The organism is Lysinibacillus capsici (assembly GCF_003367505.1).
In the GTDB taxonomy this organism is placed as follows: Bacteria; Bacillota; Bacilli; order Bacillales_A; family Planococcaceae; genus Lysinibacillus; species Lysinibacillus capsici.
The window spans coordinates 80188-102670 of record NZ_PXXX01000020.1; the positions used below are offsets into that span (position 1 = coordinate 80188).

Here is a 22483-nt window from a genome sequence, read left to right on the forward strand (position 1 = left end):
GTCTTCTAGAGGGTTTTTACCATTTTGCACGATGTTCCTCAATACATCCGAGCATTTGTTGAATAACCAGTGTTTCACCATTGTCGAGTAAAATAGAACCGTCGTAATAGCCAAATAGTTGATGTACCTCTGATTTAACTAGTTTGGCATTCGTTTGGGCTATACGCTCAAAAAAGGGTGAAAAGGTTAAGGAGACCTGATTAGAAAATTTTGTTTTCACTTTCCAACGCTGCATATAATCTTCAGAATCATATTGAAATAATAAATCCTCATGTATTTTTGTCATTTTACCATCAACAAAAACAGCATTTTCAGTCATGCCTGTGCCATCTGTCCATTTACCTCCTAAATTAAGTCCGATGCGTCGTCCACGTACTCGTTGAGAGGCCATTCCCCAATTCCATAATGCTTCACGTGGCCATACACCTCGTCCATAATCCAACACAGCAAAATTCTCCTCAGCTGAGAAATTAAAACGCCGAGTACCAATTGTGACAACACCTGATGTTGGCAATATGTGATGCTTGCCTGTGAACTGAAATGTTTTACGATTCCAAGGAATGACTACATTTAAGGTTTCGTCCGCTGGTGGGTGCTGAATGATAAGCTTTGCGCGTAAAACATCTCCGTCAAAGTTTGGTATAGAAACAGATAGATGTGTTTCATTTTGTATATATAATAAATCAATCATCATTTCACTATTTTTAAATGAAACAGATTCTAAAACCTGTGTAGGCATTTTTAGTTTACCACCAAAGGGGATTGTGATCGTTTTTTCAAAATAGCGCTGTGTTTCATATTCAAGGAAATAAACGAAGCAGACTGCTGCGTAATCTAGATGACTAATCGTAGCTGAAAACAAGATTTCATCACCGTAGACACACCAATAGTTCCATTTCTTTTTGCGCATGAGATGGCCGCTTAAATTGCTATTAATAAGTGGTTTGCGTGCAAATCCGATGGCTGCTGGATTTAAATTACCTTTTTTATCGCATAAAAGAGTTGGCTGTAAAATCTCTTTTTCAGCATGCTGCCTCACATTCAACATCCCTTCTGGTCATAAAATAAAATTGACATATCTTTAATCCTTATTGTAGCAAAAATGTTCTTGAAATTGGAAAGGAACATGCTGAATATAATGGATTTCAATAAGAATTATGAGGAAGGACCTAACTAATAGAAATGCTTAAATAGACATATGATGGCATGAGGAGGTTATGTATGGCAAAAATGTATAATAGGCAGGCTGCAGTTCAATATGCTAATTTGTGGTGGAACAGACGCAATCCTGCTTTTCCAAATTTTGATGTAGATTGCACGAACTATATATCTCAGTGTTTACTTGCAGGAGGGGCACCGATGCGAGGTGCACCAAGTAGAGAGAAAGGCTGGTGGATTCAGCAAGGGAATTGGAGCTTTAGCTGGTCTGTTGCCCATTCATTACGATGGTATTTAGAAGGATCTACAACAGGATTGAAGGGTAGACGTGTTCAATATGCAGAGGAACTAGAGCTTGGAGATGTCATTTTTTATGATTTTCAAGGGAATGGTAGAATTGACCACTCCGTTATTGTTACAAGTATTCAAAATGGTATTCCTTATGTGAATGCCCACACCTCAGATAGTATTAATCGACCTTATTTTTATGAGGATTCCACCGCCTATACGCCAAGCATGACCTACTTTTTCTATCATATAGATGACAGCTTTGCTTAGGAACAGGTAGTTTTAAAGCATACAAATATATGATAATGTGAAAGATAGAAGAGATAAACTCTAATATGTTGTCTTATGGTAGAAGGAGAATTGATATATGAGCGAACAAATTTTATCTGTTAGAGATGCAATTATTCAACGTCGTTCCATTAAAAAGTTTAATGGCCAGCCTGTAGAGCGTGAGGATTTAATGGCTATTATTGACGATGCAGTTTGGGCTCCCAATCATGGTAATCGTGAGCCGTGGCGATTAGTTGTTGCCTGTGGAAAGGAATTAACAAATCTTCACCAGCTATTACGTGACTTAACAATTCCTAAATGGCAGGAGCTTTCAAGCGAAGATTTAGCGAAGCAGATGTTGAAATTTACATTACCGGGTGGCTATGCCTTTGTTATCGTTCCAGAGGATGCGCGTCAAAAAGAACGTTTAGAAGATTATGCAGCAGCAAGTACATTTATTCAAAACATGCAGTTACTGGCATGGGATAAAGGCATAGGCTCTTGCTGGAAAACACCAGGCTTCCTAGATAATCCAAAATTCCGTGAAGCTTTAAAAGTACAGCCAGGTGAGCGTGTCATTGCTATGCTACAAGTTGGTTATTTTGATGAAGTGCCAAAAGGTAAAGAGCGCAAACAAGCAGCTGATATCGTTACGATTTTTGGTGAGTAATCAAAGTAAAAAAATCCCTTCACTTTGACAGTGAGGGGATTTTTTAATTAATTGATATTTATTTTTGTAATCCTGAAACCTCATATAAATAATCACTAAGAACACGTAAGCCTTTATCAAAGTTTTCTAAATGGAAGTGTTCATTTGGTGCATGGAAGTTTTCACTTGATAGACCGAAGCCCATTAGCACTACAGGTAAATCTAAAATTTCATCAAACGCAGCGACGATAGGGATGGATCCACCGCCGCGTGTGTATGCTGTTGGTACATTATACACTTTTTCATAGGAGCGTCCAGCAGCCTGGATAAATGGATGATCGAAAGGCGTTAGGAATGGACGGCCTTTATCGAATTCAGAAATGTTGATTTCCACACCAGCAGGTTTGTGCTTTTCAACATGTGCTTTTAAAAGTGCTACAATTTCATCGGGCTCTTGATTTGGTACAAGACGGCATGTGATTTTAGCGCCAGCTTCAGCGGGCAGCACTGTTTTGATGCCTTCACCTGAGAAACCACCAAATACACCGTTAACCTCTAGGGTTGGGCGGGCCCAAGTACGTTCTAAATAAGAATACCCTTGTTCACCGAATAATTCTTTTACGCCAACTTCCTGTTTAACAGACTCTTCATCGAAGCCAAGCGCAAGATAAGCCTCACGTTCCTCTTCTGTTAATGGCAACACTTTGTCGTAGAAACCTTCAACTTGAATCGTACCATGCTCATCACGGAAGGATGCTAAAATTTCAGCTAATGCGTGAATAGCATTTTGTACGCCACCACCATAAAGACCGGAGTGTAAATCTCCCTTAGCTCCACGCACATCAATTTGAATGCCCGTTAAGCCCCGTAAACCATAGCATACCGCAGGCTTCCCAGGACCATAAAGACCTGTATCGGAAATTAAAATTAAATCTGCCGCTAGTTTTTCTTTATATTGTTCAACATAGGCAGGTAGATGTGGACTACCAATTTCTTCTTCACCTTCATAAATGAACTTAACATTGACAGGTAATGTCCCTGTTGTAGCAAACAATGCCTCAATCATTTTTAAGTGCATAAAGACTTGTCCTTTATCATCACTCGCACCACGAGCAAATAATTTATTGTCTCGAATTGTAGGATTAAAAGGCTCACTGTCCCATAAATTTAATGGATCAACAGGTTGAACATCATAATGACCATAAAATAAAATAGTTGGTTTACCCTCTGCATGTAGCCAGTCTGCATAAACAACAGGGTGCCCAGCTGTTTGTGTAATGGAGATATTTTCAAGATTTAGTTTTTCAAACGCACTGGCTAGCCATTCAGCTGCATGTTGAATATCCTCTTTATGCTCGGATAAAGAACTGATACTTGGAATTCGTAAAAATTCATTCAATTCATTTAAATGTGCCTCACGGTGTTCTGCAAAATAAGCATCAATTTGCTGTAAATTAGTCATTAAGCATCCCTCTTTCTAATATTTCGATAATAGAAATAGTATAGCACAATTTACTTTTAGGAATCTTAAATTGTCTTGAAAGATTACACATAGCACCTACAAAATAAACCACAAGAGCTAAATAGCAATTGTGGTTGAGTCTTACTTGAGTGGATTATAAATTCTTCATTTTTCAGTGAAGGGTTCAGATACAACAGTCAGATCGCTTCGCACTTTTAACGGCTAGAATAGCATCATTAAATGCACTAGCTTTCAGGCGAGTCTATTCAAAGCCTCATTAGTGAGCAGTATAACCACCATCAACAAGAAGCGTTGTACCATTAACAAAGCTTGCGTCATCGCTTGCTAAAAAGAGAACGGCTTTAGCGATTTCTTCTGGTTTACCAAGTCGACCTTGTGGGTGAAGGGATGCTAAATATTCTTTCTTCTGAGCATCGACCTCAGCTAATAGAGGAGTGTCGATATAGCCAGGACACACCGCATTTACACGAATACCCTGTTTAGCGTAAGCAGTACATAGGTTTTGTGTTAATAATTTAACGCCACCTTTTGCAGATGAGTAGGCTGTAGGGTTTGGTAAGGCAACGAAGCTATGAATTGAACCAGCGTTAACAATGACGCCACCTGTTCCTTGGGCAAGGAATTGTTCAATGGCATATTTATCCGATAGAAATACACCTGATAAATTAATATCAATTGTTCTTTTCCATTTTTCAAAAGAAAGCTCGTGTGCTGGTGCATCGTCAGCTACGCCTGCATTTGCATACATAATATCAAGTTTACCGTATTTAGTAACGGTTTCCTTTATCATGTTTTGAATGTCCGCTTCATTTGTTACGTCTGTTTTTACGAAAAGTGTATCAAAACCATTGTTATTTAATTCTTCAGAAACGCTTTGTCCACGATCAGAAAAATCGGCAATAACGACTTTAGCGCCTTCTTCTACAAAGAGACGAACTGTGGCTTCACCGATACCACTAGCCCCACCTGTAACAATTGCTACTTTATCTTTTAGTTTCATATAAATGACCACCTTTAATGTTATTTTGCTGTTGCTCCGCCATCAATAACGAATTCTGCACCTGTTGAAAAGGAAGATTCATCAGAAGCTAAAAACAATACAGTTTGCGCTACTTCCTTTACAGAGCCTAAACGTCCTAATGGGAATAAGTTTTTGCCTAATTCATCTTTTGAGCTTCCTGTTGTTGCTGATGCATAGTCTGCCATACCTGTATCAATGTAGCCAGGATGAATGGAGTTGACACGTACGCCGTATGGAGCATACTCCATAGCAGCATCTTTTGTCATAATGCGAACAGCCCCTTTACTAGCGCCGTATAATACGTGACCAGCAGCACCTGTTAAGCCTGCAATAGAGGAAGCATTAATAACAGAACCATTATGTTGTTTAGCCATAAGCGGCATAATATGTTTCATGCCTAAGAACACACCTGTCACATTGATGGACATTAAGCGGTTCCAGTCAGAAAGCTCGATTTCTGCAAGGGGTTTTATGATATAGATACCTGCATTATTGAAAAGAATATCCACTTTCTTAAATGTTTTTATTGATTCATCTGCAACCTTTTTCCAGTCTTCTTCATTACTAACATCGTGGCGGATAAATACTGCCTCACCGCCGATAGTTTGAATATCACGGACTGTATCGTTCCCATATTGTTCATTTATATCAGTAATAACTATTTTTGCTCCCTCTTTAGCAAATAATAGTGCAGTTTCTTTCCCGATTCCTGTACCTCCACCTGTAATAATGGCCACTTTGTTTTCTAATCTCATTTCAAGCACGCACCTTTCATTATTTCTGGTTATATGGTTGCCTTAGGATTCAAAAGTATTCGCATTGTTTAGCGATACCTTCATCTTACTCCTTTCAATTTGAAATACTATCCTATAAGATGCTGTATAATATAGTGAGTGAATATCCTCCATTTATAGGGGTATTTTTAGTGTGAAGGAGAAGAATTTCCTATGACGCATCCATTTCAATCAATTGAAGAAGTAACACTTCAAGAATTTGTGTTGTTTATTAAAATCCATCATCAGCAAATTGAAGAGAATACAATTATTTATCTTAATCTAGAACCTTCTATAACTGGGGCAGATCGAAAAAGAACAGCAATGCTATTAGATTCATTTTTGCGTTTAATGACACATGCAAATATCGATGAATTAAATAATGATGAGAAGTATTTTTTCAACACATGGCTTCAATCACAGTTGTCCATTATTGATAGGAAGAGCTTTAATTTATTTCAATTAATATTTGAGAAATCGTTGATTACTTTTATGATTCAACAGAAGAGTAGTCGAACGAACGCCATCTTCATGTATGTATTATCGACATTTACGTTACTTGTAGAGCTTTATTATGACTGTGAGGGAGATAACCAAACTAGTAACATAGCTAGCGAAAATCAGAAAATTAGGCACTTACAATTATTAGATAGGCTTGATAAATTGCTTATTAGTTCCTCAGGTTATCAGGATTTAGCGCTGATTTTAAAAAAATGTGAAGAGTATTTTAGTTATAAAAGATGTGTATTTTACGCATATGTCCCATGGTCCAATCAATTTTATGGAGTTATTGGCGCAGAGCTGCCTAAGGTGCAAAGCATGAAAGGGGAGTTGACTGGGGAAAACACGATACTTAGTTCAAGAAAGCCCATTTATTTAAAAAATCCTAAAAATTACGTGAAAGAAGAGCATATCCAATTATTTAATTTATCTTCGATTATTTTTATTCCCATTTTGCGTCAAGAGCAATTATTTGGATGGCTAACATTTGATCAGCTAGGGGAGGAGTTTGATTGTACAAAGGAAGAATTAACACTCCTTGAGGAAGTAGGGAAGCGTTTAGGTTTATTTTTATCACGTAAGGGCGAGAAGGTAGAAAAGAATACAGTGCTTCATTTAACTGAAAGGGAATCGATGATACTTGGCCTGCTTGCCGAAGGATATGATAATAAAAAAATTGCTGGTTTATTATTTTTAAGTGAGCATACTGTCAGGGATTATGTAAGCAGTCTTATGACAAAGCTCAAAGCAAAGAATCGAACACAGGTCGTTGCCTCAGCCTTTCGTCTAGGACTGTTAAGCTAAAACACCCAATGCACTTCTATTAGGAGTGCATTTTTTGTTTCTTCAAATGCTAATTAATATTCTGACAATAAATACTATTAAAAATATAGTTTAATTAATAGGTAACTATTGTCATCAAAAGCTTTTTTGGAGGGAAAGCAGTATAGTAGTAAAACAATTTTTACGAATATTACAAGTGAAAGCGATTAAGCTTACACGATTGTAATGAAATTGAAAGCCAATGCGATAGAGTGTAATACATTATTTTGCGAGAATGTGTATAGAAGCAAGAACAAGAAGCGGAGGCATACACAATGAATGAAAAATTAGAAGGCGTATACGAGGAATACAATCGTTATATATATCATTTATGTTTAAAACTAACTCGCAATAATATAGAAGCTGAAGATTTAATGCAAGAAGTTTGGGTTAAGGTTGTACGCTATGAAGATAGCGTGGCCGAAGTAGAGCATATTAAAGCTTGGCTGACAACTATTACAATGAATACATTTAGAGATCGCTATCGTAAAAAAGTACGACGTAGCAAATATATGATGAACCAACCTGAAACATTAGACGTGCCGATTCTAGATTTGGTTCCCAATAACGATATTTCTACAGAAGAAAAAATTGAAAAGGACATTGTAACAAAACTAGTCCAGGATAAAATGGAGCAATTAGATGCTATTTATAGAAAGACTTTATGGTATTTCTACATAGACCAATACTCACTTGCAGAAATCTCTACAATTATGAAAGTTTCCATTGGTACTGTGAAATCTCGTTTATTCCGTGCAAAGGCTCGATTAAAAGAAATGCTCATGTCAGATACAGCTATTGTGGAATCTGTGCTACCAGCGTAATAAAGCAGATTGGTCGCACATCACAGTACTTAGACGGAAGTATTTGGTCGACTAATCAAAAAAGATGCATTCGCAAACAGTTGCAAATGCATCTTTTTATTGTGCTTTAATCTGGTCGATTTGTCTCCACATCCAATAAACATTTAGAGAAAATAGTTCGTAAGGTTTGCAGTTCCTCCGCTGTTAGCATACCAAACATATTATTAATGATTTCGCTCACTTGTTGACGAGATTCTTTTAATATGTTTTCACCGTCAGCCGTAATGACTAGTTGAGAAGCACGGCGGTCTGTGGCATGCTGTGTTTTTTCAATAAAGCCACCATTTATCAGCTTGGTTGTTAAAACAGTGACACCACCAGTAGTTACTTTTAACCGCTCAGCAATAGCAGAAGGGCGTTTTGGGCCCTCCTGCGATAAGTAGTCTAAAATTAAAATATGGGATTTTGAAAAGCCGAGTACATTATGATTATTCCACTCGTTTGCCCACTTACGCTCAATAGATGAAACGACTTCAAACAACGAGGTAATGGCTTTTTGTTTTTCTTGGTCCATAGAAGGTCATCTCCAAAACTGTTTTAACTTTCTTGTGCCAATCTTGTCATCGCATTTAATTCGTAAGCACGTACTTTACGTGGGATAAAACGACGGATGTCCATCTCATTGTAACCAACTTGAATACGTTTTTCATCTATTATAATAGGGCTACGCAACATTCTTGGGTGTGCCTGAATGATAGCAAATAGCTCTTGAATAGAAAGTTGGTCGATGTCGATATTTAAGTTTTTAAAGTCATTTGAGTTTGTTGCAATGATTTCATCTGTGCCATCTTCAGTCATACTTAGAATTTCTTTGAATTCTGCAAGTGTAAGTGGATGAGATGTAATACGTTTTTCTTTATATTCTATGTTGTGATCTTTTAACCATTTAAGTGCTTTTCTGGATGAAGAACAGCTCGCTTGTGAGTAAATTGTAACTGTCATTCTTCATTCCTCGCTTTCTTTTTTAGATTATATTTTACAAATAGCTTATTAGTAAGTTAATAGTTTATATATATATCTTACTAGTAAGCTATATATAAATCAATAGTTAATTGAAAAAATTTCTCAATCGAATTATTATTTTTTCAGTTATATTAAAATATACGAAGATAAGCGTAAAAAGTTTCGTTTATTCAGCTTACAATGATGTAAGTTATGTTAACTCTATAGAAAATGTCTTTTTAAGCTATAAAATCCATGTTGAATTAATAGGAACTACTAGAATTCTAAGTTGTCTCGTAGGAGAGAGTTAGTTGGAAGTAGGGGTAAAATTGTTAGTCCACTGATTATAGTATGTTTAAATGAGGCTATTTATACATAGAAGTTAAAAAAATTTAAAAGAGCAGCCCCATAACATGTTGGAGCTGCCCTTGAAATAATTAGTCTTGGCCTTGTTGTCCAGAAGTAAACCAATCTTGAACATTCCAGACTTTTGTTACGAGTCCTTCATAGAAATCAGGTTCGTGACTTACTAGCACAATGGTACCTTTAAATTCTTTCATGGCACGTTTTAATTCATTTTTTGCATCTACATCTAAATGGTTTGTCGGTTCATCGAAGAGAAGCCAGTTAGCTTCCTCCATCATTAATTTACATAAACGCACTTTAGCTTGCTCGCCACCAGATAAAGAATTAAGCGGACGTGTAATATGGTCAGTTTTTAGGCCAGCTCTTGCTAAAGCTGCACGTACTTGGGCTTGTTCCATAGAAGGGAATGCATTCCAAACATCATCAATTGGCGTGATTTTCTCAGCTTTTACTTCCTGTTCAAAATAGGAAGGATATAGGTAGTCACCACGGACTACTTTCCCACCAAGCGCATTAATTTTACCTAACATTGTTTTTAATAATGTGGATTTACCAACACCATTCATACCGACTAAAGCAATTTTTTCTCCTCGTTCAATCGCAAAAGAAAGTGGAGGAAGTAATGGCTTGTCTTTATCGTAACCAATCACTAAGTTCTCAGCCTCTACAACATAGCGGCTAGACGAACGGGCTTCTTTAAAACCGAATTCTGGTTTTACAGCTGTTTCTGGGCGATCAATTCGCTCTAAACGATCAAGTTGCTTAGCGCGTGATTTTGCACGACCAGTAGTGGAGTAACGAGCCTTGTTTTTGGCTATAAAATCTTCTTGCTTCTTGATGAACTCCTGTTGCTTTTCATAGGCTTCAATATGCTGACGTTTATTGATTTCAGCAAGTTCAAGGAATTTTTCGTATGTTGCAGTATAACGAGTTAATTTAGAAAATTCCAATTGGAAGATGACATCCACTGTTTCGTTCATAAATTCTGTATCATGTGAGATTAGAAGGAAAGCATATGGATAGTTCTTTAAATAAATTTTCAACCAAGTAATATGTTCCTCATCAAGATAGTTCGTCGGCTCATCTAATAAAAGTACTTTTGGCTTTTCTAATAAAAGCTTAGCGAGTAGTACTTTTGTGCGTTGTCCACCAGAAAGAGCAGCTACATCACGTTCTAAGCCAATGGCATCCAAGCCAAGTCCACGTGCCACCTCTTCAATTTTCATATCTAATGAATAAAAATCTCCTGCATCTAATGCATCCTGCACTTCTGCCATTTGTTCTAAAAGTACTTCTAATTCTTCAGGCGTTGCGTCTGCCATCTTGCCCGTAATTTCATTCAGTTCTTCTTCTTTTTTATATAATGGTAAAAAGGCATCGCGTAACACTTCACGCATTGTTCTACCAGCCGTTAGTACGGTATGCTGGTCTAGATAACCATAGTGTGTACCAGGCAGCCACTCAACTTTTCCTGTATCGTGGATCGTTTGTCCTGTAATGATGCCCATTAATGTAGACTTACCGACACCATTAGCCCCTACAAGTCCAATATGATCACCTTCCACTAAGCGAAACGATACATCTTTAAAGAGTGTACGATCACCGAAAGAATGACCTAAATTATCTACTGTTAATATTGCCATATCTGTTCCTCCAACTATCTTTCTTGTTTACATTTTATAGTTCTGCAAGCTGCTTGTTAAGTTCTGCTAATTGAGCTTCCATATTCGCAAGACGTTGCTCTGCCTTAGCTACCTGATCGTTGTGTCCAGTAGACTCCAACTTTTCTATATCACCTTGTAAATTCATATAGTCCATTTTTAACTCTCTAATTTGGTATTCAATATCACTTTTTGTTGGCATGAAGACTACTCCTTTTGAGAATATTTTTATAGTGAATGCGTGTAAAAGCGATGGAGGTTTTAAGAATCCCCCACCGCTTATTCTTTAAAATCAATCGGGTACTTGTTGAATTTATTTATGTCCCAACTACTGTAAGAGCTGTTGGAGTGAAAAATTCTTATATATTGTATCATAATCATCTTCGAAGTAGCACTAAGTAGAAGCGATATTATGACGATCGTAAGCAAAATCTAAGAGTAAAGCTTGAAGTGTTTCATTATTACCAGCAAGATTGAGTTGTCGCTGTTTTCTCACTGCTCGTTCACTGCGAGCTTCGTGTAAAAGAAATTCCATGACAGCATTTTGGATTTGTGATTGCTTCATTTTACGACCAAGTCCTAGATGGATAAAGCCATTATGCTCACGAGGAAAAGCATGTAAAAGCTCAGCTTCAGTTTGTGCAAGTGTAATGCATGGTACACCATAAGAGGCAATTTTATAAGGTGTATAGTTAGCATTACAAATAATGACATCTGCTTTAGGTAGTAGTTTGAGGAGTGCATTTTTATCTCGAAGAATGGCAGTATTTCGACGACTAAGTACCATCATTTGCAAGTCATCCGTTGCATGGCGATAGCTGTCGTCAATCATAACTGTAATTTGTAGTGGTATTTGTAGTTGAGTTAGGTGTCGAAGTGTTCGATATGTTAAATTATGCTCGTCCCCATCCTCAAAAGCGACAACGATATGAGGCGGATTTTCAGGTGTTTTACTATCAGGTATATTATCGAAATGTTGATAGGCATCTGGAAGAGCAAAAACAAAGCTTCCACCAATATAATGCGATGGTAAATAATCTTTCACTTCTTGATAGAGTGCTAGTAATACACAATCACAGGCTTGGCCACCTTCACCAAAATCATCAAAATGAATAATTGTTTTGCAGAAAGGTCGTAATTCCTCTACTTGCCAGCCTTCAGAATTTCGCCCATCTCTAACAATTAAATCAGGTTGAAGTCCTTTGATTTGCTTAGGTAATTCGTTAAAGTGATCAAATAGAATAGGAGTAACTCCTTCATTCATTAAAATTTGGATTCCGTCATTTGAAGGAGTCTTTACAAAGATAAAAACCTTCTCATTCGAAAGTAGTTTAGCTAATGTTGAAACCCGTTCAAAAGGATACAGCCCTTTATCAATACAGCTTTCAATAATGAAAACAATCGTTTTTTTTGGTTCAATTGCGTGTGTTTCGTTTTGCAAATGTATCCCATCCTTTCCTCTGTCTCTTTAAATTATGGCGAAGAAAGAGCAAGTATGTGTAAAATTTAGGATTTGATCATGAATGTCTCTAGCGGAATCTTCTAGAATAGCTATCTTTAATCAGTTTTAATCATCAAAAAAATGGTCGATATATATAGAAAGGCGAATTAGGAATATACATAACAATTGGAAGGTCTTTATCTTGGTTCGAAAAATCCCTCTACAAATGGAGATGATGGGATGTTTTTTAAATCCGATGTGTCAAGATAAGCGTAATTGATATACTATCAATAAGTAGAAGGACGGGAGAAAAAATGAGTATGCGTGCAGCGATTGTTGTAGGGGCGACTGGTTTAACCGGCTCCGCTCTAGTTGAACAATTATGTGAACATGATGAGTATATTTCAGTAACAGTTATTGCACGAAGAAAGCTAACTTATACGCATCCAAAGTTAGAAGTGAAAATTCGTGATTTTGATAGAATAGAAGAAAACGATATAGGATTTGCTCATGAATTGTATTGTTGCTTAGGTACAACCATTAAAAAGGCAGGCTCTCGTGAAATGTTTGAAAAGGTAGATTTTGAATACCCGTTAGCAATTGCCTCTTTAGCAAAAAAACGGGGAATCCCTCATTTTCTTGTGATTACTGCAATGGGAGCTAATGAAAATTCTCCATTTTACTATAATCGAGTTAAAGGCAAACTTGAGCGTGATTTAGAGGAACTAGGCTTACAAAGGCTTTCCATTATTCGCCCATCACTCTTAGTAGGGAACCGTGATGAATTTCGATTAGGAGAAAAGGCAGGAGAAAAATTATTAAAGCTTGTACAGCCTTTATTAATTGGACCTTTAAAACGTTCTAGAGCAATTGAAGCCACACAAGTGGCAAAGGCTATGATTATCATTGCCCTATATGGTAAACAACAGCCAGTCACTATTTATCCATCAGATGAGTTAGCAACATTAGAGTATCCGGAAGTACCAGAAGAGGACATTTCAAGAGAGATATTATTTAATTGGGATAAGCTGAATGAAGGCGAGAAAGTTAATCGTGAGGTTGTCATTAATCGAGATAAATATAAGCTTGAGGAAACGGTCATTGATAAGGAAGTCCATTTCCGACAACGTGATCAGGATAATTAATTTAGGGATTAAATTTGTCGTTCCGTCTAAAGACTGAATTTATATCAATTGTCATGACAATCCTTTCCGAGCCACTTTTCATTTGTTACAATATTATTGTAGAAGATGAATGTGGAGGCAAAGTAAAGATGAAAATTTTACTCGTAGATGGCACGATGTTTGGTCGTAAAACTGGTGCTATTTTAGAGCAAGTAGAGCAATATATTAAAGAATTAGATGCTAGTTTCGAGTTAGAAATGATGCATTTTAGTCAATATAAGCATCAAATTGTGGATGGTTCTCCATTAAATGATGATATGAAAAAAATGATTCAACAATTTGAGGAGGCAGACGCTTACATTATTGCAACGCCTATTTTCCAAGCGTCTATTCCAGGCGTTTTGAAAAATGCCTTTGACTTCTTACACCCTAAAACAATGCGCTATAAGCCCGTATCCATTGTTGCAAATGGAGGCACATATCAGCATCACCTTGTAGTCGAAAATCAGCTAAAACCTATTTTAGACTACTTCCGAGCGCTTGTTACGCCAAACTATGTGTATACACATACATCACATTTCGATGCAAATAATACTATTGTAGATGCAGACGTTCATAGTCGTTTACGTGAATTAGCTCGTGTATTTGTTCAATACTGTGAAATGAGCAAGAACTTGCCCAAAGAAACAATTGACCAACATTAAGATAGCCCTTGTACGGTGGTAAGAAATCACTGTGCAGGGGATTTTTCTTTGTAAGTATTGTTTTAGTATGTGATAAAATAAAACTTTAGTGACTCAGGAAGGAGGGCTGCTCATGCAGGACATCGCTTTACTAGAAAAACAACGCTGTAATCTTATTTTGACCAATAAGGCGAAGGAAGCGGTAGAGGAATGCTCAGCAAACGAGCATGCCTTTTTTGCGTTACAAAGATCTTTTACCGTCTATATTGAAAAACGAAAAGCAAAAACAGTTGGTGAAACCTTTTTATCCATCTATTTTAATGCGGAGGACAATGAAAAATTAAGCGATATTCTTACTGAGAAAACGGTTATTATGGATTGTGTGCTAAAGGTGGAAGGATTACTGGCAACCAATATTCGATTTGTCCATATGCGTGGACCTATTAACACAAATCGTCGCTTAGCAGCCGCATTACAATTTGTGACGAAGCCTAATAATGGAGCAGGTATTCCACTTGAGCTTCACACCAAAATAAGACAGCTACCGATTGCAGAGGAACGTACAGAGTATGTAAAAAAACGTATAGCCAGCTGGGAAGGCTATTTAAAAATACAAGAACGAGATGCAACCATTGATGATATTCATACAGAATTTAAGCAAAGCTATTTCAATAAAGATTTTACACGCTTAACCATTGTATGTCCCTACATAAAGAGTAAAGAATGGAAAAAGCTAGAGGGGTTAAGTGTTAGCATTCAAGGAATTCGAGGCGAGATAGGACAGGTTATTAAGGCTAATGCAGGAAAGCAAACGGTAGAAATTGATGTAAAGCCTTTTATACAGGATTTGGCTCGCAAGGACCAGCTGAATCTTCGTTCCAAACAAGCGAGCTTTAGTAATTTTGCAACATTAAGCCAAATTCGACGACTACGTAATGGTTTTACAAAGCTAGAAAAGGGTGAGGCAGTAAACCCTAATTTAGAAACCATACTGTTTGAGCGGCGTCCTGTAGTTCGGGCATCTAAGCTACGCGAAGATATTGAGTTTCATAATAATTTAAATGAATATCAACGACGAGCCGTTTTAGGTGCACTATCTGTTGAGGATTTGTATGTCATTCAGGGTCCACCTGGTACGGGGAAAACAACTGTCATTTCAGAGATTTGTCAGCAAAATGTTAAAGCAGGCTTAAAAACACTTGTTGCCTCACAGTCTAATTTAGCTGTAGATAATGCATTAGGACGCTTACTGTCCAATCAAGAAATTCGAATTTTACGCTATGGTAGAACGGAAAGTATTGAGGAAGAGGGTAAAAAATTCATAGAGGAAAATGTTGCGCTTCAATGGCGTGAGCAGACACTTGCTGCGATTGAAGAAGCAATTACAATATTTCCAGAACGTCAGCAAGAGCTAGAAGCAAACCTTGTAAAAGCAAAAGATGAGCTAGAGAAATTAGAGCAATGGCTAGAGCAATTAACACAGGAAATTGCTGCAAAAGAGCAGGCAGCTATGGAAGAACCCATTTTACAGCAAGAGATTCAAGCATTAAAAAAAGAATTGAAGGCTGCTAAAACAGAGCAACAAACATGTGAGACTCAAAAAGAGCATTATGAAAAACAGCTCGCACAAATTGAGCCAATTGTACAGCAGCTCGAACAGACACTTGCTGATTACCCTTCAGTCGAGCAACTGCAGCGTACGATTGAGGAAACTACTGAAAAAGTGAAACATCTAGAGGCTGCTGCTCAATATAAAGAACTACAAGAACAAAAGCACCAGTTAACACAGCAATTTGAAGAGATACAGCAGAAATATGAAATCGAAAGTAATCGTCTAGTAATCATGAAGGAAGCGCAAAAATATATATACACCTTAACCTCATTTGAGCTTATTCAGCGTTTTTTACAACATTATCAAATTCGCCCTTCTCATGTACTTTCGCAACAAATAGGTCGCTTGCAGCATTTAGAGGATGCGAAAGATTTAGAGGCATGGTCCACAATTAATGCTCGTTTACAAAGAGCAATTGTGAAGCTAGAGGCTTTGGTTACACATGAAGTCAAGGAGCGTGCCCTTGCTAAAAGTAGACTACAACCAGTACAATCGTTTTCTTTGCAAAACCTTACTGGTGTATTTGCACAATTAAACACGGCTTTTCAAGATGGTCAAGCACCAGCAAGTGATGTTATTGAAAGTTATTTGCTCGGGCTATATATGCGTCGTGATTTTGTTTGGCAAAAGGGAATAGCACTAAAGCAACAGCAAGAGCATAAAGATCAGGAATACGAAACTTTTCGTAAAAATCTAGTAACTTTAATTCATCAGGAGTGTGCAATAACTAGCTTCGATGTGCGAAGTTACCAGCGGCAGCTCCAACCATTTATACAGCATACTGAGCGGTTACAACAATTAGCAAACGCCTTTCAAATTACTGAAGAACCAGAAGAATCTGTAGAATATTTAAAAATTCTTGCCTCACAAGCTAGAGAGTCTCTTCTACAAGCAAAGCAGCAACTGGAGGCAGTGGAACAGGCTAAAGTACAACTTGTTCCTAAACAAGCCTCTTTACAGACTATCCAAACAAACTTGCAGGAAGTAGAGCAGCAGCTAACGCAGATGGAAGAACAGATAAAAGACATTAATATAGCTGGATTGAAGAAAGAAAAGCAATTAGCTTCCTATACAAAGCTTTTACAATCTACGCCAGAACGAACGGCAGAAGAGGTGAAGGAAGTTATACAAACTGCAAACCAAGCAATTAAAGCATTACAACGTCAGGAAAAACAGCTACCACTTCGTAAAAAACTACAAGAACAATGGCGTGAAAAACTACAAAACGCAACAGAGTATGATTTAGATGAAATTCGAAAATTATATGTGCGTCATGCGAACGTTATTGGAACAACATGCGTAGCCTCTGCTAGTAAGGAGTTTATGGAAAATTATCCGACCTTTGATGTGGTTATTATTGATGAAGTTTCAAAGGCAACACCACCAGAATTGCTCTTACCAATGCTAAAGGGGAAGAAAGTTATTTTAGTAGGTGATCATCATCAGCTACCACCATTACTTGGGGATGATACGCTGGAGGAAACATTAAAGGCAATGCTAGAAGAAAATCCAAACTTTGAAGGCGCACAGGAATTAAAAAATCTGTTGCGTGAATCATTATTTGAGCGTTTATTTAATAATTTGCCACCAACACATAAGCAAATGCTAGCATTGCAATACCGCATGCATGAGAAAATCATGCAAAGTATCACACCGTTTTATGCGGAAGAAGAAAATGGCTTGCAATGTGGCTTACCAGATTCGGATGCAGCAAGAGATCATGGCTTAGAAGGGCAGTTTATAAAACGTGATGACCATTTACTGTGGATTGATATTCCAACAGAAAAACCTTATTTAGAGGAGCAAGTAAAAGGGGGAACGAGTCGTTTTAATGAAGGAGAATTGCTCACAATTAGACGTATTTTACTAGATCTCAATGAAGCTGTGAAGGCAGCAAAAGAAGCAGGGCGTATGCCGCAGGATGCTCAAAAAAGCGTTGGTGTCATCAGTTTCTATGGTGAGCAGGTAAAGAAAATTAATCGCCTTCTTCAGCAAGAATTACAGCTACCACATCTGCAATTTAGAACAGGGACTGTTGATAAATTCCAAGGGATGGAAATGGATGTCATTTTAGTGAGCATGGTTCGTAATACACCTAAAGGCGGGGATATTGGCTTTGCCAGAGATTATCGTCGATTAAATGTCGCGCTATCTCGTGCCCGTGAGTTACTACTGCTTGTTGGAAGTGCAGAAATGTTTGCAAAACGTGCAAAACATCAAGAGACAAGAGAGATGTATGCGAATTTGTTAAAAACAGTAAAATCCTACGATGGCTTACGTAATCATGAAGGATTGGTGATATAGATTGTCAAAATTACAACAACGACTAATGCGTGAGCTTCAGCAGAATCGTAATATTAAGATTGTCAAAACGGCTGAATGGTGTATTCCCATTCGAACAGTTGATGTGACCTATGAGCCTGTTCGTCGTTCAACAATGGATGTCTTAATGACAATGCTTCTGCTTAGTATTCAAGAGGCGGATTTTAGCAACGCACAGGAATTGAGCGAGTTATTGCTTGTAGACCCGTTATTTATTGAAGACTTGGTTTCTTTAATGATTCGAGTAAACCTTGTGAGGAATGAAGATGATTTCTATAGGCTAACTGAAAAAGGACAGAGGCAGCTAGAAAGAGGTATTTTTGAAGAAGAACTAGAGGAAGAAACCTCCACGCTTTACTTTAGTCCTTGCCATCAATCGTTTCTCACTATCGATACGAGGAATGATGAATATGATGAATTGCCAGAGCTTTATCGTTATATTGACAAAGAGGCAGAACAACAGGAACAATTTGAGGAGTCCATGGTGATTGCAGCTTTGCAGAAAGCGGATGAAGAAGAGGAAGGTAGCTCTCAGAAAGTCATCGCAAAAATTGTTCAAACAGAAGCTCAACAAATTAATGATAGCCCATGTTTAGAGTTTGTTCTTTATGATAAGGAACAGGATATAGTATTTGTACGAGTATGGAATACATTACTCAATCAATGGGATCATCATTTAGAGCAACAGCTTACAGACAAAGAACAATTAACATGGCGTGAGCAATATTTATCTTGATTCAATAGGATTTCAATTGCTAGAAAAAACGAACGTAAATAGCGTTCGTTTTTTTGTTTTACATTATAAATTTACAGAGTTAGGTGATAATCGAAAAATTTTTTCGATAAAATACTGCATTAGCATAAATTAAACCATTGCTAAGGAGGGGACAGATGTTAACGATTAGTTTATGTATGATTGTTAGAAATGCACAATGTACGATTGAAAGATGCTTAGATTCGGTTCAGCACCTCGTGGATGAGATTAATATTATTGATACTGGTTCAACTGATCGTACAAAAGAGATTGTTCAAAATTTTACCTCTCGAATTTATGACTTTTCCTGGTGTAATCATTTTGCCAAAGCACGAAATTTTTCATTTCAGCAGGCAACAAAAGACTATATTTTATGGCTTGATGCTGATGATATTATGACAAAGGAAAATCAGCACAAGTTCAGCCAACTAAAGCAAACATTATTTCCTTCTATTGATGCTGTAACAATGGATTATTATTTGACGCTTGATTGTGATGGGGAAGTGGAGTGTAGTGAACGAAAGTTTCGTCTAGTAAAAAGGGCGAATCATTTTCAATGGGAGGGTGCTGTTCATGAGAATTTAAAGGTGTCAGGGCAGCTCTTTCATAGTGATATAGCTGTCACACATTTACCGTTAACGAAAGATATTCATCGCAATATAAATATTTATGAGGGATTAATAAAGAATGGACATTCTCTTTCAGCAATTGAGAAATTTCATTATGCCAATGAACTAAAATTGCATCACCGTTACCTAGAAGCTATTAATCAATACAACCTATTTTTGGATAGCAACTTAGGCACTACAGATAATCGCATTGAGGCTTGTTTACATGTAGGGGAATGCTATCGACGTTTACATGATGATCAACAAGCACAGCAAGCTGTTTTGCAATCTTTCTTATATGATCGACCAAAGCCAGAAGCATGTTGCCGAATGGGCCAATTTTTTATGGAGCAATTAAAACATAAAGAGGCAATTTACTGGTACTCTCAAGCCTTGCAACAAGCTCCTGCCGATACAATGACTATCCAAAAGCGTGCTTATTCAACATGGATTCCTCATTTACAATTAAGCCTTTTATACAGGGAGTTACGGTTATTTGAAAATGCCTATCAGCATAATCTAGAGGCACAAAAATGGAAACCGAATCATCAGGAAATAATCAATAATGGGAAATATTTACTTAGTCAATTAAAGATATAAATCTTTCTTATGGAAAAGGTACATCAATAAACAAGACATAAATAGCTTGGCCAATTAACACAGAGACACCTACAACAACCGTCATAAAAATTACATTACGTGGCCTAAAATTTTTTGCTTCCATTAAAAACCTCCCTCGATATAGAATATTCAGTCAATTCAAGATATGTTTAGATGGGGTGAGTATGCATAATAAAAGAGCAAATTCACATTTAGAGTGAATTTGCCCTTTTAATTAATCGAACTTTAACCCCTTCAATGCTTCAGCAAGTGCATTGTTCACAGGCTCCTCGTTGTTTTGCTGCTTTAAGTACTTTTGTACGGAGCGCTTGTCGACCTTGCCTCCGCCTTCTTTTTTGCGTCTTGCTTCAAAGGCAGATAATTTTTCACGATAGCCACATTTACAAACGAAAATTTGACCATCACCTTCTCCGCGAAGCTCTAATTTTTTATGACATTGTGGACAACGTGCATTTGTGGTACGTGAGACATTTTTACGATGACCACATTCGCGATCTTGGCAGACAAGCATTTTTCCTTTCTTGCCATTCACTTCAAGCATTGGTTTACCGCAATCAGGACATGATTTGGTAGAGATATTATCATGCTTATACTTTTTGTCACTACCCTTAATCTCTGTAACAATTTCCTTTGTGTAATTTTTCATCTCGCTAATAAATACATCTTTTTTTAGCTTGCCCTTTGCAATAAGTTCAAGCTTTTGCTCCCAATCTGCTGTCAGGGCAGGGGATTTTAATTCCTCTGGCACTAGGTCGAGTAGTTGACGACCTTTAGAGGTAATATAAATATCTTTGCCACCACGCTTTTCTATTAAGAAGGAATTGAAAAGCTTTTCAATAATATCTGCACGTGTAGCGACTGTGCCAAGACCACCCGTAGATTTTAATGTGTCGGCTAATTTTTTATCATTCGTTACCATATATTTTGTTGGGTTTTCCATGGCTGATAAAAGAGTAGCTTCATTAAATCGAGCAGGTGGCTTTGTTTGACCAGAAGTTTGGGCAATAAGCTTTACTTTTAACATATCGCCCTTATCAATGCGTGGTAGTATTTGTTCCTTTACGTCATCTGCTGTGTCCTCATCATCAAAGCGATGCTCATAAACTTCCTTCCAGCCAGATGATAAAATCGTTTTTCCACGAGCAATAAAGCTTTCATCGCCAATTTTTGCACGTAGTGTTAGTTGTTCATATTCAAAAGCAGGAAGTAGAACAGCTAGGAAACGCTTTACAACAAGATCATAAATTTTACGTTCCTTATCTGTGAAAGCTGAATAATTTACATAGCCCTCTGTTGGAATAATGGCATGATGATCTGATACTTTACTATCATCGACAAAGGCCTTTGTTGGCTTGATTGGTTTAGTAAGCAGTTTATTGGCGATGGAGCGATATTCACCAATACCACAGGCCTTTAAGCGTTCTGGTAGTGTAGCAACGATATCCTGTGAAATAAAGCGAGAATCCGTACGTGGATAAGTTAACACTTTATGTTGCTCATAGAGTTTTTGCATGATATTCAATGTTTCTTTCGCTGAGTAGCCGAAGATTTTATTGGCATCTCGCTGCAATTCAGTTAAATCATAAAGACCAGGTGCAAATGATTTTTTAGGTTTCTTTTCAATGTCCGCAACGATGGCATTGTTATTTCCTATTTTTTTCACCAGTGTATTGATTTTATCTTTATCAAAGCTACGACTATTACCATTTTGGTCTTGCCATGTAAGCTTTAAGTTATCAGTTGTTTGCGCTTCAATACCATAATAAGTTTGTGCCTTAAAGTTTTTAATTTCATCTTCACGTGCAGCAATTATTGCTACTGTTGGTGTTTGTACACGTCCGCAATTCAACTGTGCGTTAAAGCGGGTAGTTAAAGCACGAGTAGCATTAAGCCCGATATACCAATCTGCCTCTGAGCGAGCTACAGCAGAGGCATAGAGATTATCATATGCATTGCCTGGCTTTAGATTGGCAAACCCATCTTTTATTGCCTTATCTGTAACAGAGGAAATCCATAAGCGTTTCAAAGGCTTTTTAATTTTCACTTTATCAAGTATCCAGCGTGCTACTAATTCACCTTCACGTCCAGCATCTGTAGCAATGATGATTTCATTAACATCATTACGTGTAAGCTGACTTTTGACCGCATTAAATTGCTTTCCAGTTTGCTTTATAACCGTTAATTTTAAGCGTTCAGGTAACATGGGGAGATCTTCAAGATTCCATGTTTTATATTTCACATCATAGCTTTCTGGGTCAGCCAGTGTTACAAGATGTCCAAGCGCCCAAGTCACAATATATTTATCTCCTTCAAGGAAGCCATTTCCTTTTTTATTACACTTCAGCACACGTGCAATATCACGTGCTACAGAAGGTTTTTCAGCAATTACTACGCTCTTTGCCATTGTTAACACCCTTTCATAGTTCCATGGTTTTAAATATAGCATAGGTTGAGTGGGTTCGCAGTTTAACTGAAGCGAATTTATTAAATGTCGGAGGATGATTTAGGCAGGTAACAGTTA

General features: G+C 37.3%; 19 protein-coding genes. 9 read left to right on the forward strand and 10 right to left on the reverse strand.

Features of this window, described 5'->3' with window-relative positions; genetic code table 11:
* Positions 1–16: 16 nt before the first annotated feature.
* Positions 17–1039, reverse strand: coding sequence for a DUF2804 domain-containing protein (locus tag C7B89_RS18800; RefSeq protein ID WP_054549082.1), 1023 nt, complete (start codon positions 1037–1039; stop codon positions 17–19).
* Positions 1040–1221: 182 nt separating this feature from the next.
* Here C7B89_RS18800 and C7B89_RS18805 point away from each other — a divergent pair, with 182 nt between their 5' ends.
* A complete protein-coding gene (locus C7B89_RS18805; protein WP_004229655.1) occupies positions 1222–1716 on the forward strand; it encodes an amidase domain-containing protein in 495 nt (164 codons plus the stop codon).
* 97 nt (positions 1717–1813) lie between these two features.
* On the forward strand, positions 1814–2386 hold the full coding sequence (locus C7B89_RS18810) for a nitroreductase family protein (protein WP_115674304.1): 573 nt from the start codon (positions 1814–1816) through the stop codon (positions 2384–2386).
* 58 nt (positions 2387–2444) lie between these two features.
* On the opposite strand, the gene C7B89_RS18815 is transcribed toward C7B89_RS18810, so the two are convergent.
* From C7B89_RS18815 to C7B89_RS18825, 3 genes are all read right to left on the reverse strand, one after another.
* On the reverse strand, positions 2445–3827 hold the full coding sequence (locus C7B89_RS18815) for a dipeptidase (protein ID WP_054549083.1): 1383 nt from the start codon (positions 3825–3827) through the stop codon (positions 2445–2447).
* Between the two features lie 277 nt (positions 3828–4104).
* Positions 4105–4848, reverse strand: coding sequence for an SDR family NAD(P)-dependent oxidoreductase (locus C7B89_RS18820; RefSeq protein WP_048393318.1), 744 nt, complete (start codon positions 4846–4848; stop codon positions 4105–4107).
* A 20-nt stretch (positions 4849–4868) separates the two neighbouring features.
* Positions 4869–5624 carry an SDR family NAD(P)-dependent oxidoreductase gene (locus tag C7B89_RS18825; protein WP_115674305.1) on the reverse strand — a complete coding sequence of 252 codons (756 nt, stop codon included), beginning with the start codon at positions 5622–5624 and terminating at the stop codon, positions 4869–4871.
* Between the two features lie 192 nt (positions 5625–5816).
* Here C7B89_RS18825 and C7B89_RS18830 point away from each other — a divergent pair, with 192 nt between their 5' ends.
* Positions 5817–6947 carry a LuxR C-terminal-related transcriptional regulator gene (locus tag C7B89_RS18830; RefSeq protein WP_066037049.1) on the forward strand — a complete coding sequence of 377 codons (1131 nt, stop codon included), beginning with the start codon at positions 5817–5819 and terminating at the stop codon, positions 6945–6947.
* Between the two features lie 293 nt (positions 6948–7240).
* Positions 7241–7789, forward strand: coding sequence for an RNA polymerase sigma factor (locus C7B89_RS18835; RefSeq protein ID WP_036078118.1), 549 nt, complete (start codon positions 7241–7243; stop codon positions 7787–7789).
* 106 nt (positions 7790–7895) lie between these two features.
* Here C7B89_RS18835 and C7B89_RS18840 read toward each other — a convergent pair whose 3' ends face one another.
* From C7B89_RS18840 to C7B89_RS18860, 5 genes are all read right to left on the reverse strand, one after another.
* A complete protein-coding gene (locus C7B89_RS18840; protein WP_009371643.1) occupies positions 7896–8342 on the reverse strand; it encodes a MarR family winged helix-turn-helix transcriptional regulator in 447 nt (148 codons plus the stop codon).
* A gap of 23 nt (positions 8343–8365) precedes the next feature.
* Positions 8366–8770 (reverse strand): transcriptional regulator Spx, encoded by a 405-nt coding sequence (spx, locus tag C7B89_RS18845; RefSeq protein WP_004225558.1) that lies wholly within the window; start codon positions 8768–8770, stop codon positions 8366–8368.
* Between the two features lie 437 nt (positions 8771–9207).
* Entirely contained in the window at positions 9208–10779 is a 1572-nt protein-coding gene (locus C7B89_RS18850) for an ABC-F family ATP-binding cassette domain-containing protein (protein ID WP_048393326.1), read from the reverse strand.
* Between the two features lie 34 nt (positions 10780–10813).
* The gene (locus C7B89_RS18855; RefSeq protein WP_004225556.1) at positions 10814–10999 is read right to left on the reverse strand and encodes an SE1832 family protein; all 186 of its coding nucleotides are present in this window, start codon (positions 10997–10999) and stop codon (positions 10814–10816) included.
* 192 nt (positions 11000–11191) lie between these two features.
* A complete protein-coding gene (locus tag C7B89_RS18860; protein WP_066037048.1) occupies positions 11192–12238 on the reverse strand; it encodes a PseG/SpsG family protein in 1047 nt (348 codons plus the stop codon).
* A gap of 314 nt (positions 12239–12552) precedes the next feature.
* On the opposite strand from C7B89_RS18860, the gene C7B89_RS18865 reads away from it, so the two are divergent.
* From C7B89_RS18865 to C7B89_RS18885, 5 genes are all read left to right on the forward strand, one after another.
* On the forward strand, positions 12553–13383 hold the full coding sequence (locus tag C7B89_RS18865; RefSeq protein ID WP_115674306.1) for an oxidoreductase: 831 nt from the start codon (positions 12553–12555) through the stop codon (positions 13381–13383).
* Between the two features lie 128 nt (positions 13384–13511).
* Positions 13512–14066 carry an NADPH-dependent FMN reductase gene (locus tag C7B89_RS18870; RefSeq protein ID WP_054549088.1) on the forward strand — a complete coding sequence of 185 codons (555 nt, stop codon included), beginning with the start codon at positions 13512–13514 and terminating at the stop codon, positions 14064–14066.
* Between the two features lie 112 nt (positions 14067–14178).
* Positions 14179–17961: a DEAD/DEAH box helicase gene (locus C7B89_RS18875; RefSeq protein WP_115674307.1), complete on the forward strand. Its 3783-nt coding sequence runs from the start codon at positions 14179–14181 to the stop codon at positions 17959–17961.
* Between the two features lies 1 nt (position 17962).
* Complete coding sequence (locus C7B89_RS18880; RefSeq protein ID WP_115674308.1) at positions 17963–18715, forward strand: hypothetical protein; 753 nt, start codon at positions 17963–17965, stop codon at positions 18713–18715.
* A gap of 155 nt (positions 18716–18870) precedes the next feature.
* Positions 18871–19941, forward strand: a complete 1071-nt coding sequence (locus C7B89_RS18885; protein ID WP_054549091.1) for a glycosyltransferase family 2 protein — start codon at positions 18871–18873, stop codon at positions 19939–19941.
* A gap of 235 nt (positions 19942–20176) precedes the next feature.
* Here the strand turns inward: C7B89_RS18885 and C7B89_RS18890 are convergent, their stop codons facing one another.
* Positions 20177–22366: a DNA topoisomerase III gene (locus tag C7B89_RS18890; protein WP_115674309.1), complete on the reverse strand. Its 2190-nt coding sequence runs from the start codon at positions 22364–22366 to the stop codon at positions 20177–20179.
* Positions 22367–22483: the final 117 nt, after the last annotated feature.